This window comes from Pseudoglutamicibacter albus, assembly GCF_022346425.1.
Taxonomy (GTDB): Bacteria; Actinomycetota; Actinomycetes; order Actinomycetales; family Micrococcaceae; genus Pseudoglutamicibacter; species Pseudoglutamicibacter albus.
Genome location: NZ_JAKRCW010000003.1, coordinates 16135 through 31893 on the forward strand (window position 1 = coordinate 16135; position 15759 = coordinate 31893).

The following is a 15759-nucleotide window of genomic DNA, read 5'->3' on the forward strand; positions in this document are numbered from 1 at the left end:
GTTAGTTAGTTTCAGTTTCTTGAGGTGCTTCGCGGTTCAAAAACTTCGCAAGCAATTCCCGCTGCAGACCGAACATTTCAGCTTTAGCATCAGGCTCATCGTGATCGAAACCGAGCAGATGCAGGAATCCGTGGGTCAGCAACAGACAGATCTCATCTTGGGTCGAGTGCCCTTGGGCTTCCGCTTGTTTAGCTGCTACGGTCGGGCTGATTACGATATCGCCCATGACACCCGGTGGGCTCGGATGCTGAACGGTACCTGGCCGCAACTCGTCCATGGGAAAGCTCATAACATCGGTTGTATCGGCCAGATCCAGCCAATCGATGTGCAGCTGTTCCATCGCTTCGTCATCGATGAGGGTCACGCCCAGCTCGGCATCCGGGTGGATATAGAGCTCATCCATGAGGAAAGTGGCCAGGGTTCCGAGCTGTTCGAGATCGCACTCGTGTTCGGTCTCGTTATGGATCTCGACGCTCATGCTGACTCAGAGTCTCCTGCGGATGAGGATGCGGATGCGGACTGTGCTGCTGGTGCTTTACGGCGCTCGGCACCACTGCTTCGAGGCTCTCGTGCACGCTTGAGCTTGCCGGTGCTGAGACGCTGGTGGTCTTCGTCCCAACGCTGATATGCATCCACAATCTTGCCCACGAGGCGGTGGCGCACAACGTCTTCGGCTGAAAGCTCACAGATAGCGATGTCATCGATCCCATCGAGGATGTCCAACACAATCCCGAGCCCGGATGTTTTGCCACCCGGAAGGTCGATCTGCGTGATGTCGCCGGTGACGACCATGTGCGAACGGAAACCAAGCCGAGTCAGAAACATCTTCATTTGCTCAGCGGTCGTGTTCTGCGCTTCATCGAGGATCACGAACGCGTTGTTCAACGTGCGCCCACGCATGTAAGCCAACGGAGCGACCTCGATGGTTCCGGCAGCGATCAACCTCGGAATCGATTCGTGCTCAACCATGTCATGCAACGCGTCATAGAGCGGCCTGAGGTACGGATCGATCTTGTCAGAGAGCGTGCCGGGCAGAAAGCCGAGGTTCTCGCCGGCTTCGACTGCGGGACGGGTCAGAATAATGCGGTCAACCTCGCCCGACTGCAAGGCAGCAACCGCCCGCGCCATCGCCAAATACGTTTTACCTGTACCGGCTGGACCCACACCAAACGTAATCGTGTGGGCGTCCATCGCCTCGACGTAGGCCGCCTGATTATTCGTCTTAGGTCGGATGCTCTTGCCTCTGTGGCGCAGAATCTCGCCAGTCACCGCAGGGTCGGGGTTGGCTGCCGCGAGCTGACGTTCTGCCATGATCCAGCGCTCAACCAACGTGGCTGTGACGGCGTTGCCACCAGCCGCCGCGGCGCGAGCTTGCTCCACGACGCGCCGAACAGCCTTAACATCAGCGAGCGGTCCACTCAATTCGAGTGAATCGCCGCGGGGAGCCAACGTGACTTCTGGCCACACCCCGCTGACAATCCGCAAAAGCGTATCGGCCGGACCAAGACTGGCGACCATTGCCTGATCGGATTCGAAATCGATGCGGGCGTGTGCGATGCCAGGGTCCCCAGCAACACCATGATGAGAGGGTTTGGCTGAGCTGTTCTTTGCTGTGAAGGGCACGTGCGTGCTCATCCTCGCTTCGGTAGATATGAAGTTCGGCAGAATTCCGGTCAACCGGGATCTATCTTCAGTCTAAGACGCGCTGCCTGCGTTCTCTAGGAACACATCACCTAGGTCTTATCGCCAAGAATATGGCGGGTCAGCACCGCGCCCACCGCGCCCGCTGTGGAAGCACGCAGAATATTACCCCCCAATGAAACCAAAACCGCGCCGGCATGAGTGAGCGCCTCGACTTCCGCTGGAGAGATTCCGCCTTCAGGACCCACCGCGAGCATCACATCCACATCCCATTCCGGTGGCGGAGTGGATGATGAATGTTGACGAGGAAAGCTGCTGGCCCTGGTGGCCAGAACATCGACAAGATGCTGTGTGGCCTCCTCGTGACACACGGCAACGAGCACGCCGCGCTCGCTGGCCTGAGCAACCGCATCGACGAGCTGCTTAGTGGTGACCATCGGACCTATTGCTGGCTGATCAGCTCGGCGTGACTGCTTAGTGGCACGCACAGCCGTATCGACCCACTTCTGGTGTGCCTTCTGAGCACGCTCCCCACGCCAACGGACAATCGAGCGATCAGCCTGCCAAGGGATGAAGGCCGCTACACCAATTTCGACACAGGTTTCAACGGCCTGTAAGTCACGATCGTTTTTCGAAAGCGCCTGAATCAGGCCAACCCTCACCTCGGGTCCTGCCTGGCGGACCTCGTCGACAAGAACGCTTACGACCGCAGGATCCACGCGAGTCAGCGTCACGATCGCTGCCCGGCCGCAACCATCCACAACCTGGACGGACTCCCCCGGTTCAAACCGCATGACACGCACGTGATGAGCCTCAGAGGCGCATAGTTGATACGTACCGCCTGGCTGCCAATGGGCCGCCGCGGGATCCATGAACGACTTCAGCGACACCGGTCAGCCCAGGAACTTTTCGCGCAGACGACTCATGAAACCACGTTGGGCGAGCTTGCCGCGTGTGAACTGCTCGTCTCGGGCTTGGGCAAGTTGCTCGAGAAGATCACGCTGCTGCTCATCAAGATTCTTAGGGGTCTCAACGTTGACCGTGACTCGCAGATCCCCACGGCGCCCGCCACGCAGAGACGGCACACCCAAACCAGCCAAGGTCAATGTCTCACCCGACTGGGTCCCGGGTTGAATATCAAGCTCTTGGTCACCATCGAACGTCTCTAGCGTGACCTCGGTGCCGAGCGCCGCCTGAGTCATCGGGACCGACAGGACCGCGTGAAGGTCGTTGCCGACGCGCTCGAAGGTCGCGTGGTTACGGACACTGATCTCAAGGTATAGGTCACCGTTCGGGCCGCCACCCGGACCAGCCTCGCCCTCGCCTTGCAGCTGAATCCGCGTACCCGAGTCGACACCCGCAGGGATCTTAATCGTCTTCTCGGTCTTCTCACGAACGCGACCTTCACCGTTGCATTCGGGGCACGGCTTGACCAGACGGCTACCGAAACCAGAACATGCAGGGCACTCGGAGAGAGTCATGACGTCTCCGAGCATCGAGCGGACCGGACGCTGAATATGCCCGGAGCCGTGGCATGTTTCACACGTGACTGGCTCGGTGTTGCCTTCGGTGCAGGAGCCGTGGCACAACGAACACACCACAGCAGTGGAAACCGTGATGGTCACCTCTTTACCTTGAACCGCATCGACAAGATCGATCGGAACCCGCACTAGACCGTCACGGCCCGGCTGAGTCCGTGACTTTGGTTGAGGGCGGCCACCCCCACCGCCGCCTCCGAAGAACGCATCGAAAATATCCCCGAAGCCACCGAATCCGCTGAATCCGCCGCCACCGAAACCACCGGATGCGCCGTTCTCATCGCCTGTGCGATCGTAATTGCGGCGCTTATCAGGATCAGAGAGCACCTCATAAGCGTGAGTGACCGCTTTGAACTTCTCGTGCGTGTCCTCACCCGGGTTCAAGTCAGGGTGGAGCTGACGGGCAAGCTTGCGGTAGGCGCGCTTGATTTCCTCTTCCGAAGCGTCCTGGGATACCCCCAGGGTTTCGTAGTGGTTAGCCATGACGTAAATAAGTCGCTTTCCTTGGCTGGTCTAGTTGTCTAGTCGTTTGAGTGGGCTAGCTGAATGAGTCGTATATGAATCTTTGTGCCTCTAGATGGACAGGATGCGGCTGAGGTAACGCGCGATCGCTCGTACTGCGCCCATCGAACCTGAATAGTCCATCCGGGTAGGGCCGAGTACCCCGAGCATCGCGGAACCATTAGCTCCATAACTGCTGGCCACAACTGAGGTGTCCGTGAGTTCCGCGTGGGTGTTCTCGCTTCCGATACGGACCACAACCTGGTCGTCGTCTGCTTCCATCTCTGAAAGCAGACGCAACAAGACAACTTGCTCTTCAAGGGTTTCCAATAAACCTGTCAGATCTTTACGGAAGTCCTGTTGCGAACGGGCAAGATTCGCCGTGCCAGAAAGCACTACCCTATCGACCTGGTGCGCTGTCAACGCGGACGCGATCGCTCGGGCCACGGTGTGGGCGAAGTCCAGAAGCTGCCGCGGCAGGTTGAACCCAGTTGGGTCACCAGGTGGCGGTGAAGACACCGAAGTCAACACGCCGGTTACAGCGTGTAATGGTTTCCCGACGATGTGCTCGGCAATCTGATCGCGCACTAAAGCGACGTCCACATCAGAGACCTCGTGCGGTGCTGGCACCATGCGTTGGGTCACATCGCCGTTGCTAGCGATCACAACGACCAGAACCTGGCCTGGCCCCATCGTGAGGATCTCAACGTGCCGGATCCGCGTGTTAGAAACCTTCGGGATCTGGATGACCGCAACCTGCTGGGTCAATGCGGACAGCGCGCGTGCCGTGCGCGCAAGAACGTCGTCGAGTTCCTCCGCGCCTTCAAGTAGCTGGTGGATCGCGCGACGTTCGGCCGCCGAAAGCGGCTTGATGTCCTCGATACGGTCAACGAAATAGCGGTAGCCCTGCTCAGTCGGGATACGGCCGGCCGAGGTATGGGGTGCTTCGATGAGTCCCTGCTCCTCCAAGACCGCCATGTCGTTACGAATCGTGGCTGCCGAGACTCCAAGGTTATGCCGTTCAACGAGTGCGGCAGAACCGACCGGTTCGCGTGAGTTCACGTAATCGTCAACCACTGCGCGCAGCACATGCAAGCGGCGCGCGGTTGCACGGCTCACCGGCTTATCGCTGTCTGGGCGGACCACCTGAACTCCTCCTGCCTCATCCGGAAACTACGTGCCAACTACCTGCCAGAGCCTCAGGAACCTTACAACTCTTCAGGAAACCCCTTCACGTTCCACTCTGGCACTCTAATGGCCTGAGTGCCAATTATATCGGTTGCCGTCCCGCTGTGGGCCCTACCGGATCGGGTTGCCACCCCGCCGCACCGTGCAGGCAAAGGTCCCCTGCGGATGCGCTAGGGCGTCGTAGGCTGTAAAAGAGTAGAACCGGCAGAGCCGCCCACCTCGGAATGTATCTAAAGGAGCCCAGTTATGGATTGGAGTCAATGGGGCCCCGGCTCGATCTCTCAATCTGCCCGCAAAGCACCGCGCAAGGTCGCAGCGCAGGTAGGGCTCGTGCTTGAAGACGTTCAAAGCGGTTTCGTTGGCGAGGTGATCCGGACCGAACGCTCCGGTGGCGTCCGGGTTCTCGAGTTGGAAGACGGGCGTGGGGCTCGCCGTTCGTTCCCTGCCGGTTTCGGGTTCTGGATCGACGGTGAACCCGTCGAAATCGTTGAGCCTGCCTCGATAGCGGAAGCTGAACCGGTCACGAAAATCTCGGCATCTGGCTCGGTGTATGTCGAAGGTGCCCGGGCCAAGACAGCCCGCGCGGCACGTATTTGGGTCGAAGGCATCCACGATGCCGCACTCATTGAAAAAGTGTGGGGCCACGATCTGCGTGTCGAAGGCATCGTCGTGGAACCGATGCACGGCGCCGATGACCTCGCAAGCCTCGTCGAAGAGTTCGCCCCCACGCAGCAGCGCAGACTCGCGATACTACTGGACCACCTCGTCGAAGGCTCAAAAGAAACCCGTATCGCCGCCGAAGCGATGCGTGTTCCGGGAGCCCGCGAACACGTCCTGATCGTCGGGCATCCATTCGTGGACGTGTGGGAAGCAGTCAAACCTGAGAAAGTGGGGCTCAGAACGTGGCCGCAGATCCCCCGCGGCCAAGACTGGAAACGCGGAATGCTGCGGCATCTAGGGTGGCCTGCTGAAACTGATGCCGACGTGGGGGCAGGTTTCTCCCGCATCCTCGAATCCGTCTCCAGCTACGCTGACCTGCGGCCTGAGCTGCTGGGCAAAGTTGAACACATGATCGACTTCGTCTCAGTTGAGGACTAAGAGGTTCCGGCTGATAGGACTGTTCAAGAAGAACTGAGGACAGACAACTTCACAGTCAGCGAACGTGAAAAGCGACACAGCTGAGTGTTGTCCAGAAGTAGTAGCCCATGTACTACTACAGTCTGATGAGGCTGTAGTAGCTGATGAGTAATATAGTCGACAACTGTTTTCTAGAGAGGAACAAAGCGTGACGAACCCGACACCTGGGCGCCCTCAGCAGCCTCGGGATAAAGAGACGTCGACTGACTCGCTGCCCCTTGCCCCGAGCGAGGACAGGCGCTGGGCCACAGTCTCACATTTCGGGGCGATCGCTGGGTTCATTCCCGCGATGATCATCCACTACCTGTTCAAGGATCGCGGGCCGTTCACCGCCCAAGAATCACGTGAAGCCGTGAACTTCACGCTCCCGCTCACAGCCTTGATGTTCGTCCTGATGCTACTGGCGATATTCATTCCAGGTATCGGTTCGATCTTCTCCGTAGCACTTGTTGTGGTGTGGCTGTATATGACGTTCTCCGGAATCGTCGCCGGCATCGAAGTCAACAAAGGCCGCCCTTACCTGTACCGCTTCAATATGCGCTTGTTCTAATTCTCGCCGCTAATTCTCGATCAGTTCGAGCACTAGACCGTCAGCGAGCAAACGCCCTTTCAACGTCAAGATAAACCGATCACCATCTTCGGGTGTGGGCTTTTCGTTGCCAGCACCATCAACGATGTGACCTAAGCCGCGCGCCACGAACCCGGGTAGGCGCCCGCGCTCACTGAGCGAAAGCATCGAAACAGGAAGCCCGCTGGCCAAGCGAATCGAGAGCATAATGTTCTCAAGATGGCGAGCATCAGCCGAAGGAACTTCCCGCGCCAACGCCGGCGAGACGCCCGCGTCGATGCGTTGCTGATACGCCGAAGGATGCTTCACATTCCACCAACGGATACCCCCGATGTGCGAATGTGCGCCCGGCCCAATCCCCCACCAATCCTGATTACGCCAATACGCAACGTTATGGCGAGCCTGATGTTGCTCAGAGCGCGCCCAGTTGGAGACTTCATACCAACTGAAACCAGCATCGGCGAGTACCGCATCAGCCAGCTCATACTTCTCGGCGTGATCGTCCTCATCGACCATCGGGACCTCGCCACGGCGCATCTGTGCAGCCAGCTTGGTGCCAGGCTCAACAATGAGCGAATACGCCGAAACATGATCCGGCTCCAACGCTAAAGCCGCATCCATGGAAGCCTGCCAATCAGCGATGGACTCCCCCGGCGTCCCATAGATCAAGTCAACAGATACATCCAAGCCAGCATCGCGCGCCCACTGCACCGCCTGCGGTACACGCTCCGGGCTGTGAGTTCGATCCAGGGTAGACAGAACGTGCGGCACCGCCGACTGCATCCCGAACGAAACCCGGGTAAAACCACCGGCCCTCAGTTCAGCGAGCGATTCAGGCGTGACCGAGTCCGGGTTCGCCTCCGTGGTGACCTCCGCATCGGGTGCGACACCATACAGTGAACGCGCACGCTCAAGGATCATGACCAGGTCCCCTGCTGGCAACAAGGTCGGAGTGCCGCCGCCGAAAAAGACCGTTGACAGCTCGCGAGGCACAGCACCAGCGCGACGTAAAACCTCGGCAGAAAAATCCACCTCACGCGCCGCAGCGAGCGCGTACGTGTCTTGGCTTGCGCCATGACCTAACTCAGTAGCCGTATAGGTATTGAAATCGCAGTAGCCGCAACGGACCGCGCAAAACGGGATATGGACGTAGAAGCTCAAAGAACGCTCATGCGCATCCGCGACCGACTCGCGCGTGAGAGCTCCATCGGCTGGGGCGGGATCCCCCTCCGGCAGCTGCGCCATTACTTCTTCTTGCCCCCGTTATCGTCCGAGGACAACGCGGCAATGAAGGCCTCTTGCGGGACCTCAACGCGCCCCACCATCTTCATGCGCTTCTTACCTTCCTTCTGCTTCTCAAGCAGCTTGCGCTTACGGCTAATGTCACCGCCGTAACACTTGGCAAGAACGTCCTTACGGATAGCGCGAATATTCTCACGCGCAATAATGCGGGAACCGATCGCTGCCTGGATCGGTACCTCGAACTGCTGACGAGGAATCAACTCACGCAACCGAGAAGTCATCATCACGCCATACGAGTACGCGTTGTCCTTGTGGGTGATCGCGGAGAAAGCGTCCACGCGCTCACCCTGCAACAGGATATCGACCTTTACCAGATCCGCTTCCTGCGCGCCATCAGCCTGCCAGTTCAGTGACGCATAACCGCGGGTGCGGGACTTGAGGTGGTCGAAGAAATCGAACACGATCTCAGCCAGCGGCAAGCGGTAACGCATCTCCACGCGTTCCTCGGACAAATAGTCCATGCCCATCATGTTGCCGCGGCGGCTCTGACACAGCTCCATGACCGCGCCGATGAACTCAGCCGGGGTAATCACGGTCGCTGAAACCATCGGCTCGGTGATCGATTTCAGCTTCCCATCCGGGAACTCAGACGGGTTTGTCACGTGAACATGCGAGCCATCCTCAGTCACGACGTCGTACTCAACGTTGGGGGCTGTGGAAATGAGGTCAAGGTTGAACTCGCGTTCAAGTCGCTCGCGAATGATCTCAAGGTGCAACAGGCCGAGGAAACCAACGCGGAAACCGAAGCCCAACGCAGCGGAGGTCTCCGGTTCGTACACGAGCGCGGCGTCGTTGAGACGCAACTTATCCAACGCATCACGCAACACCGGGAAATCCGAGCCATCGATCGGGAACAATCCTGAGAAAACCATCGGCTGAGGCTCGTCATAGCCCGCCAAATGCTCGGATGCGGGGTTCGTGAAGTTCGTGACCGTGTCACCGACCTTCGACTGGCGGACATCCTTAACACCCGTGATGAGGTAGCCCACCTCACCAGCTGCCAGGCCATCAGTCGGAATAGGGCCTGGCGAAGAAACACCGATCTCCAACAGCTCATAGCTCACGCCAGAAGACATCATCTTGACCTTCTCGCGCGGCTTGAGCCGGCCATCGACAACACGGACGTAGGTGACCACGCCACGGTAGACGTCATACACAGAGTCAAAAATCATGGCGCGGGCCGGCGCGTCAAGCGTGCCTTCAGGAGCCGGAACATCGCGGACGATCTTCTCCAACAATGCCTCGACACCCTCACCGGTTTTACCCGAAACCCGCAAGACATCATCCGGTTCACAACCGATCAGGTTCGCAAGCTCTACAGCAAAGAAATCAGGTTGGGCATTCGGAAGGTCGATCTTGTTCAGAACTGGGATGATCGTGAGCTCATGCTCCATCGCCAGATACAGGTTCGCTAGCGTCTGCGCCTCGATGCCTTGGGCAGCATCAACCAAAAGAATGGCGCCCTCGCACGCGGCCAATGAACGCGAAACCTCATACGTGAAGTCCACGTGACCCGGCGTGTCGATCATGTTCAGAGCGAATGTCTTACCATCCAGTTCCCACGGCATACGCACTGCCTGCGACTTGATGGTGATGCCGCGCTCACGCTCAATATCCATGTTGTCCAGGTACTGGGCGCGCATTTCGCGAGGTTCAACAACACCAGTCGCCTGCAACATACGGTCAGCCAGCGTCGACTTACCGTGGTCGATATGGGCGATGATGCAAAAATTCCGAATGACGTCCATAGGAGTCTTCGAAGGGACCTGCGGCGTAACGGCCTGAGGGGACACGGAGAGGGCCTCACTTCACACTGCGAAACTCGAACTCCCTTAGTATCTCATGAGCTTCAGTAGCATCTCTAAGGCCTAGAGCCTGAGACGAAGCTAGCTCACGATGCACGCCTCGGCTGCAAGGGGCTACCGGAGCCGTTGAGTATCAGTTGAGTATCAAGAGGGCGGCTGTGGACATAAAATAGTGGGCATGTCTTCCCAAGGCCGATTCTTCACCCAGCTTCTACGCGTGGCGCGCCCGCTCATCAAACGTTTCCTCTCATCCCAAAGCGGTGACCAAACATCAACGCGTGGTCCGCGTCCGTCATCCTCCCCGCGTCCTTCCCGTTCGCACCAGCAGCAGAGTTCGAAACAGCCTCAGCGTTCGCAACAGCCTCAGCGCCAGTCGAGCTCGAGCCGCAACGCCTCTGCTCGTAAGGCACCCGTTACTGCAGGGGCGTATCCGGGCGACTATACGGGCCGTCTCACCGCGGTCTATGATCCGCATCCCGATGGCAATCCTGACCCGGGCGAGGTCGTGTGGGCCTGGGTCCCGTATGAAGAGGACCACAGTCATGGCAAGGACCGGCCCGTTCTGCTTGCCGGTTGGGATGGTCCGTGGATGCTCGGTTTCATGCTGACCTCGAAAGACCACGATGACCGCCGCGATCACGCCGAGTTCGTCGACATTGGCTCAGGCGCGTGGGATAAAGAACGCAGACCAAGCGAAGCGCGGATCTCACGGGTGATCCGCATCAACCCTGACTCGGTCCGTCGTGTTGGCGCGATTCTCGATAAAAGCCGCTTTGACCTGGTGATCAGCGAGTACAACCGCCACCATTAAAAGGGCGCGTCACTGGAGAGTCACTGGAGAGGGGTAGGTCCGATCCCCAAGCCACGGTTCAAGCGTAGGCGAACGTGGGCCACTGTGGTGTGGCTCATGCGGCATGAACAGTCAATGAATGTTAGGATGGTCGCTAGTGTGTCCGCGCGTGGTCGACGGGCACTCGTAGCTACCGGACCCAGTTCCCCACTCTCTCAGTCGTGGTAGCTACGGAACCCTCAGACCCAATTCATCTTCAACACGAAGGAACAACGTGGCGAACATCAAGTCGCAGAAGAAGCGCATCATTACCAACGAGAAGGCGCGCCAGCGCAATCAGGCGGTCAAGTCTGAACTGCGCACTTTCGAGAAGAAGGTCCGCGCTGCAGTTGAGGCCGGCGATAAGGACGCCGCCATCCCAGCTCTTCAGGCTGCAAGCCGCAAGCTCGACAAGGCAGCAACCAAGAAGGTTATTCACAAGAACCAGGCTGCAAACCGTAAGTCGAAGCTCGCTCAGGCCGTCAACGGTCTCTAAGCGATCAACCTTGAGTAACCGGTGAGAACACCGGATACGTGACCAGGGGCCCATCCACTCGGATGGGCCCCTGGTTTGTGTTGCGGGCGAAAATGCTCGGTATTCACTAGCCCGGCTGCACTCCCTTCACCTGGGTGGCGAGGTTTAGGAAGCGCGCGGCCCGGCCGCCGCCATCCGAGAGATAGCAATAACGTAGCGTTCCAACGCATACTCGGGGTTGCGTGAAGCGCCTTTGAGCATGTGGTCTGTTGTAGCGATCAACTGAACGGCTTTGGCGATATTGAAAGCAGAGAACCGCCTCGCCGAAGCCTGCGCTTGCTTGACCATCCACGGCGCCATCTTAAGTTCGGATGCCAACTGTCCTGCGGGTGCGGAGCTGCCGGCTACCTTCGCGATCTGCCGGACCTTACCGCCAATCGCGCCAAGCAGCGGAACAGGGTCAAGCCCGCTAGCTAACGCATAACGCAAGAGACTGACCGCTTCGGCTCCCCTACCTGCCACAGCGGCATCGGCCACCGCAAAGCCTGTGGTCTCTAACCGGCCACCAAAATACGTGGTGACCGCATCCACGGTAATGGGTCCGTCGATATCGGAAGCCAACTGGGACACGGCGGCTCCCAGTTCGGCTACATCGCTACCTACCGAATCCACTAAAGCTCTCACCGCTTCAGGGTCCACCTTGCGGCGCAGACTCTTGAACTCCCCCAGCACGAAGTCTTGACGTTCTTGGTCCTTTTTAAGAGGGGAAACATCGATCACGCTAGCGCGTTTCTTCAACACGTTGACTAGCGTTTTGCCGCGTTGCCCACCACTGTGATGCAACACGAGGACAGCGTCCTCCTGCGGCGCTTCAATATAGCTGAGCAAATCCTTCTGGAGGGCCTCGTTCATCTTCTCCAGGCCGTGGATTTCAATCAGCGGAGAACCGCCAAACAGTGACGGACTCGAAGCGAGAATGAGCTGGGAAGGTTCGTAGGACTCACCGTCGATCCGGGTCACCTCGATGGACGGGTCCGCAGCCCGGGCCTTGGAACGGACGACTTCAAAAGCGCGTGCGGCTTGATAATCATCGGCACCGTCAAGAAACACCAACGGGGCCGGTTCAGCTGACCGGAAGTTAGGGCCACGCTGCCCTCCAGCGGACCTGGTGGCTCGCTTCGAGCGGGCAGGTGGTGTCATCGTGTCTCCTCAACGGAATAGAGCAACGCTAAAGCGCAGATTCTACCTATCGAATGCTACCTGCTGGGGAGCGCTCGTGAAGCACCTGCGCGCCCACACGGTTATCAGCTTCTTCCGTTCCTGAGACAGGCCTGACGATAATGGTGCCTTCCTGATCAGTTCTATGAACGCTCACATTCGCCCGATACAGCGCCTCAAGAATGACTTGGCGGGGATGGCCGTAATCGTTATCAGCGCCTACACCGATCAGCGCGAGGTCAGGCTGAAACTCTTCAATGAGCTCAGTTCCACCCGTAGCCGAACCATGGTGGGCCACCTTCAGAACACGCAGGTCACCGGTAGATCGTTCCAACTTATGCGATCGCAACATCAGCTGAGCTTGCTCGGACTCCAGATCACCCGTGTTGATCAATTCGACCCCCAAACCATCACCGTGAATCATGCGGGCACGCGTCACGACAGATGCACCATTCTCACTGCTGGCCTGCTGCGGTGCCCACAGCACATCGACGCTCCACGGACCGCACGTCATCTGCTCCCCTTCCAGCGCTCGCCGGGCCTGCTCGACGGGAGGACGCCTCTTAGCTGTCCCATAGATGACCTCCCCACTGAGTTCTCGCGTGTTGAGAGCGCCGTCAAGCCCGCCTACGTGGTCAAGGTCCAGGTGGGTTATCACCACGCCGCAGAGTTTGGTGATGCCGGCTCGGCTCAAGCAGGCATCGATGTGTGTTGGGTCTGGCCCTGCATCGATCAGTAGCGCGTTGTTCTCATCCCCTATCACCGCGAGCGCATCGCCTTGCCCGACATCGCAAAACAGGATGTCCCCAGCCTGAGCGCGGCTCAGGGCTGGGTCAGGTGCTCGGATGAAGCTCGCCAGAACAAACACGAAAGAAACGATGACCGAAGCCGAGAGAAGGATCGCAGCAGGGCGCTGCCCAAACTTGGGTGGGCCTTGTTTAAACCCTCGCTGGCTGTGGCCAACCCCGGGTTGACGGTGCCCTGTATATGGTGATGGGGCCGCTGCGATCGTGGACGCTGAGCGGCGCGCCTGGAGGCCAAGACGCACATGCGAAAGCCACGCCCGAAGGACATCGGGCCGCGCGCGTTGCGCAAGAACCAGCAGTGTTGCGGGCAGAACCCAACACGTTATGGCCGCAAGCAAGAAACCCCACGGCATTTCCGGCCAGTGATGCATGGGTGCGTGTTCGGCTGAGAACCCTGCCAGCATTGTGATGACGTGTGCCGGCAGCCCCACACATGCAGCTAATGGCCAGCCCCACGGCCAGGGAATCCAGCCGAGCAACATGACGCTTGGAGCCGCGAGCCCAACGAGTGCGGCAGCGGGACTCGCTAGAACGTTGATAGGGACGACCCACAAGGATTGAGCAGGGTCCATCGCCACGAGGACCGGTGTGCATGCGATGGTTGCGGCAGCTGAGACGGCTGTGACTTCGGCGAAGAGCCGTGGAAACTTGAGGCCTTGCAACAGTTGCGCAAGTGGATGGGATCCGATCAAGATCCCGAATGTCGCTAGGACGGAGAGCTGGAACGCGGGTGCAACCAGCATCCAGGGGTCTAGTAGTAGAAGCACTGTTGCTGCCAGAGCTAGCAGAGCGATTGCGGCGGCTGGTCTGCCAACAGTGACTGCGAAGGCGCCCACCGCGCCCATGATGCATGCTCGAAGGACCGATGGATCAGGACCCACGATGTGCGCGAAGGTGATGATCACCGCAAGGATCACCGCATAGCGGGCTATGCCTCGTAGCCGCACAAGCCGACACAGTGAGGTCACGATGAGGACCATCGCCGCAACGTTCGCCCCGGATACCGCGGTGAGATGACTCAGCCCAGATACGACCATGGATGCAGACTGCTCTACCGACTGGCTGGAGCGATCCCCCACAATCAGGCCTGGGATGAGTGCGCCGGCTTCGCCTCCCCACCGTTGCCCTAGCTTCTGCAGATTCGCTCTGACCCACGCGCTAAACCCCGCGGGAGCGGACGCCTCATCCACCGGAGGCGAGAGTACAGCCACGGACACGGGTTCGGATGCACGTTCACGGTGAGCCTTCACACGTATCCATGCCGTCCACTGTGTACCCACCGCTGCGTTCTCGGGAATCTGCGAGCTCGGCGTAAAGATCACGGCCTCGAATCTCGGCGTATTGTGGCGGGGCTTGCTTTCCTCTTTGAGGCTCAGGCCAGCCTGAACTAACGGCGTTACAGAAACATGCGTCAGCATTGATGGCCCAATATCCCGCGGGGCCTCGGTGACTTCGAGTCGGGCCTGTAACGGGGCATCCGATATGAACGCTTGCGCGTTCAGCCGGCCTTGAGCATCGAGTGCGCAGGATGAGAAAGTTGCGCTCAGCATAATCAACGCCAGGATCGCATGAGAAAGTGCATGTGAGCCCCGAAAGCTAGGGTGCCGCGGGCGCTGTTGCCTGCGATGGCTATGCGCCGAATGTGTTCTCCTGCGCAGCATAAAGAAGAGCCCACCTGCCAGCACCGCACACGTTAGGGCGGCTACCCAAGCGAATCCGGGTGGGAAGCCGTGCACCGTATAGACCCAGCACACCGCAACGCATGCGGCAGTACCGGATAAAAGCGCTGGCGCTAACGGCTGGAGAGATCGTTGAGGGTGTGGCCCCGGTGGGTCAAGAGAGGTTGAGGATACGGCGGCGCGTTCGACATAGCCGCCTAATCGGGCAGGTGGTTCGCTAGTCATAGGAGACCATCGGCTCGATCTTGCTCAAGATCGCTGGCCCGATACCGGAGACCGCATCAAGATCTGCTGGTCCACGGAACGGTCCGTGTTGAGCCTTGAAGTCGAGGATTCTTTGGGCGAGCGCTGGCCCAACGCCTGGCAGTTGTTGAAGCTCTTCAGAGCTGGCCGAATTGATGCGCACAATGATTTTCCCGCCGGCGCCTGGTCCGGAGGAGCCCCCGCCGGTGTTGAGCCGGCCGGTCTTGCCGCTACCGTCACTCCCGCCACCGCCGCTAACAGGCCCGTTGCTGGCGTGTTCACCTTTGCGTGGCACCCGAATCTGTTCGCCATCGTTGACCGGTGCCGCCAAGTTGATGCCGGCTTGATCGGCCGCCCGGGTCATCCCACCCGCCTGCTTGATTGCGTCTGCAGTGATTGCACCTTGATCTAGTTCATAGAGGCCAGGCTTCTTCACTGCACCCACAACATGGACCCGCAGAAGCCCGCCAGCGGCCTGTTGAGCTGGCCCCTGTTTGGGGGCGTGGTCAGGACTATCTGTACTACCCGGCCCGGAACTGGCGTCTCTAGGTGTCGAGCGAGAATCAGCTTCAGGCTGTGCAGGTGCTTGCCCGTTGGCTGCGACCACGCCGGCTGATGTGAGCGCACCGTTGTTGGCAATGAATAGGCGGTAGCCAAGCACAGCCAGCAGAACACACAGAGCGAGTGCGAGCGCGCCGATCCCCCACCGTCCAAGGAGTGGGCGGCGAGGTGGTTCGTCTAGCCATGCGTAATCGTCATAGGAATCTGTCTCATTCGGTTGGCGTAGATGTTGCGGGCTCATGCCCTCAGGCTAAGAAGAATCACAAGC

At 59.2% G+C, this 15759-nt stretch carries 14 protein-coding genes; 4 read left to right on the forward strand and 10 right to left on the reverse strand.

From position 1 onward, the window contains the following. Position 1 precedes the first annotated feature (1 nt). The 5 genes from ybeY to hrcA all read right to left on the reverse strand — a co-directional run bounded on the left by ybeY (position 2) and on the right by hrcA (position 4799). Positions 2 to 478, reverse strand: a complete 477-nt coding sequence (gene ybeY, locus MHJ63_RS02670; protein ID WP_239446115.1) for an rRNA maturation RNase YbeY — start codon at positions 476 to 478, stop codon at positions 2 to 4. Further along, positions 475 to 1635, reverse strand: a complete 1161-nt coding sequence (locus MHJ63_RS02675) for a PhoH family protein (protein WP_239446116.1) — start codon at positions 1633 to 1635, stop codon at positions 475 to 477. Before MHJ63_RS02675 ends, ybeY begins: the two co-directional genes overlap by 4 nt. Before the next feature lie 98 nt (positions 1636 to 1733). Continuing rightward, positions 1734 to 2531 (reverse strand): 16S rRNA (uracil(1498)-N(3))-methyltransferase, encoded by a 798-nt coding sequence (locus tag MHJ63_RS02680; RefSeq protein WP_239446117.1) that lies wholly within the window; start codon positions 2529 to 2531, stop codon positions 1734 to 1736. A gap of 3 nt (positions 2532 to 2534) precedes the next feature. Then, positions 2535 to 3662: a molecular chaperone DnaJ gene (gene dnaJ / locus MHJ63_RS02685; protein ID WP_239446118.1), complete on the reverse strand. Its 1128-nt coding sequence runs from the start codon at positions 3660 to 3662 to the stop codon at positions 2535 to 2537. Positions 3663 to 3752: 90 nt separating this feature from the next. Beyond that, positions 3753 to 4799 carry a heat-inducible transcriptional repressor HrcA gene (hrcA, locus tag MHJ63_RS02690; RefSeq protein ID WP_239446178.1) on the reverse strand — a complete coding sequence of 349 codons (1047 nt, stop codon included), beginning with the start codon at positions 4797 to 4799 and terminating at the stop codon, positions 3753 to 3755. A gap of 315 nt (positions 4800 to 5114) precedes the next feature. Here hrcA and MHJ63_RS02695 point away from each other — a divergent pair, with 315 nt between their 5' ends. Together MHJ63_RS02695 and MHJ63_RS02700 are read left to right on the forward strand one after the other, a co-directional pair. Then, positions 5115 to 5966: a DUF3097 family protein gene (locus MHJ63_RS02695; RefSeq protein WP_239446120.1), complete on the forward strand. Its 852-nt coding sequence runs from the start codon at positions 5115 to 5117 to the stop codon at positions 5964 to 5966. 187 nt (positions 5967 to 6153) lie between these two features. Next, entirely contained in the window at positions 6154 to 6555 is a 402-nt protein-coding gene (locus MHJ63_RS02700; RefSeq protein WP_035755211.1) for a DUF4870 domain-containing protein, read from the forward strand. Between the two features lie 9 nt (positions 6556 to 6564). Here the strand turns inward: MHJ63_RS02700 and hemW are convergent, their stop codons facing one another. Together hemW and lepA are read right to left on the reverse strand one after the other, a co-directional pair. Beyond that, positions 6565 to 7818 carry a radical SAM family heme chaperone HemW gene (hemW, locus tag MHJ63_RS02705; RefSeq protein WP_239446121.1) on the reverse strand — a complete coding sequence of 418 codons (1254 nt, stop codon included), beginning with the start codon at positions 7816 to 7818 and terminating at the stop codon, positions 6565 to 6567. After that, entirely contained in the window at positions 7818 to 9668 is a 1851-nt protein-coding gene (lepA, locus tag MHJ63_RS02710; RefSeq protein ID WP_239446122.1) for a translation elongation factor 4, read from the reverse strand. The genes hemW and lepA overlap by 1 nt, the downstream gene beginning before the upstream one ends. Before the next feature lie 190 nt (positions 9669 to 9858). Here lepA and MHJ63_RS02715 point away from each other — a divergent pair, with 190 nt between their 5' ends. Both MHJ63_RS02715 and rpsT read left to right on the forward strand, forming a co-directional pair. Beyond that, positions 9859 to 10491 (forward strand): type II toxin-antitoxin system PemK/MazF family toxin, encoded by a 633-nt coding sequence (locus MHJ63_RS02715; protein ID WP_239446123.1) that lies wholly within the window; start codon positions 9859 to 9861, stop codon positions 10489 to 10491. Positions 10492 to 10744: 253 nt separating this feature from the next. Beyond that, complete coding sequence (gene rpsT, locus MHJ63_RS02720; RefSeq protein WP_035755205.1) at positions 10745 to 11005, forward strand: 30S ribosomal protein S20; 261 nt, start codon at positions 10745 to 10747, stop codon at positions 11003 to 11005. Positions 11006 to 11149: 144 nt separating this feature from the next. Here rpsT and holA read toward each other — a convergent pair whose 3' ends face one another. The 3 genes from holA to MHJ63_RS02735 all read right to left on the reverse strand — a co-directional run bounded on the left by holA (position 11150) and on the right by MHJ63_RS02735 (position 15732). Then, on the reverse strand, positions 11150 to 12184 hold the full coding sequence (gene holA, locus MHJ63_RS02725) for a DNA polymerase III subunit delta (RefSeq protein WP_239446124.1): 1035 nt from the start codon (positions 12182 to 12184) through the stop codon (positions 11150 to 11152). A 46-nt stretch (positions 12185 to 12230) separates the two neighbouring features. After that, positions 12231 to 14558, reverse strand: a complete 2328-nt coding sequence (locus MHJ63_RS02730) for a ComEC/Rec2 family competence protein (RefSeq protein WP_239446125.1) — start codon at positions 14556 to 14558, stop codon at positions 12231 to 12233. A gap of 346 nt (positions 14559 to 14904) precedes the next feature. After that, the gene (locus tag MHJ63_RS02735; RefSeq protein ID WP_239446126.1) at positions 14905 to 15732 is read right to left on the reverse strand and encodes a helix-hairpin-helix domain-containing protein; all 828 of its coding nucleotides are present in this window, start codon (positions 15730 to 15732) and stop codon (positions 14905 to 14907) included. Positions 15733 to 15759 lie beyond the last annotated feature (27 nt).

Coding starts and splice junctions, on each gene's coding strand:
- ybeY (WP_239446115.1), bottom strand. CDS start 478: ATGAGCGTCGAGATCCATAACGAGACCGAACACGAGTGCGATCTCGAA.
- MHJ63_RS02675 (WP_239446116.1), bottom strand. CDS start 1,635: ATGAGCACGCACGTGCCCTTCACAGCAAAGAACAGCTCAGCCAAACCC.
- dnaJ (WP_239446118.1), bottom strand. CDS start 3,662: ATGGCTAACCACTACGAAACCCTGGGGGTATCCCAGGACGCTTCGGAA.
- MHJ63_RS02695 (WP_239446120.1), top strand. CDS start 5,115: ATGGATTGGAGTCAATGGGGCCCCGGCTCGATCTCTCAATCTGCCCGC.
- hemW (WP_239446121.1), bottom strand. CDS start 7,818: ATGGCGCAGCTGCCGGAGGGGGATCCCGCCCCAGCCGATGGAGCTCTC.
- MHJ63_RS02715 (WP_239446123.1), top strand. CDS start 9,859: ATGTCTTCCCAAGGCCGATTCTTCACCCAGCTTCTACGCGTGGCGCGC.
- holA (WP_239446124.1), bottom strand. CDS start 12,184: ATGACACCACCTGCCCGCTCGAAGCGAGCCACCAGGTCCGCTGGAGGG.
- MHJ63_RS02730 (WP_239446125.1), bottom strand. CDS start 14,558: ATGCTGAGCGCAACTTTCTCATCCTGCGCACTCGATGCTCAAGGCCGG.
- MHJ63_RS02735 (WP_239446126.1), bottom strand. CDS start 15,732: ATGAGCCCGCAACATCTACGCCAACCGAATGAGACAGATTCCTATGAC.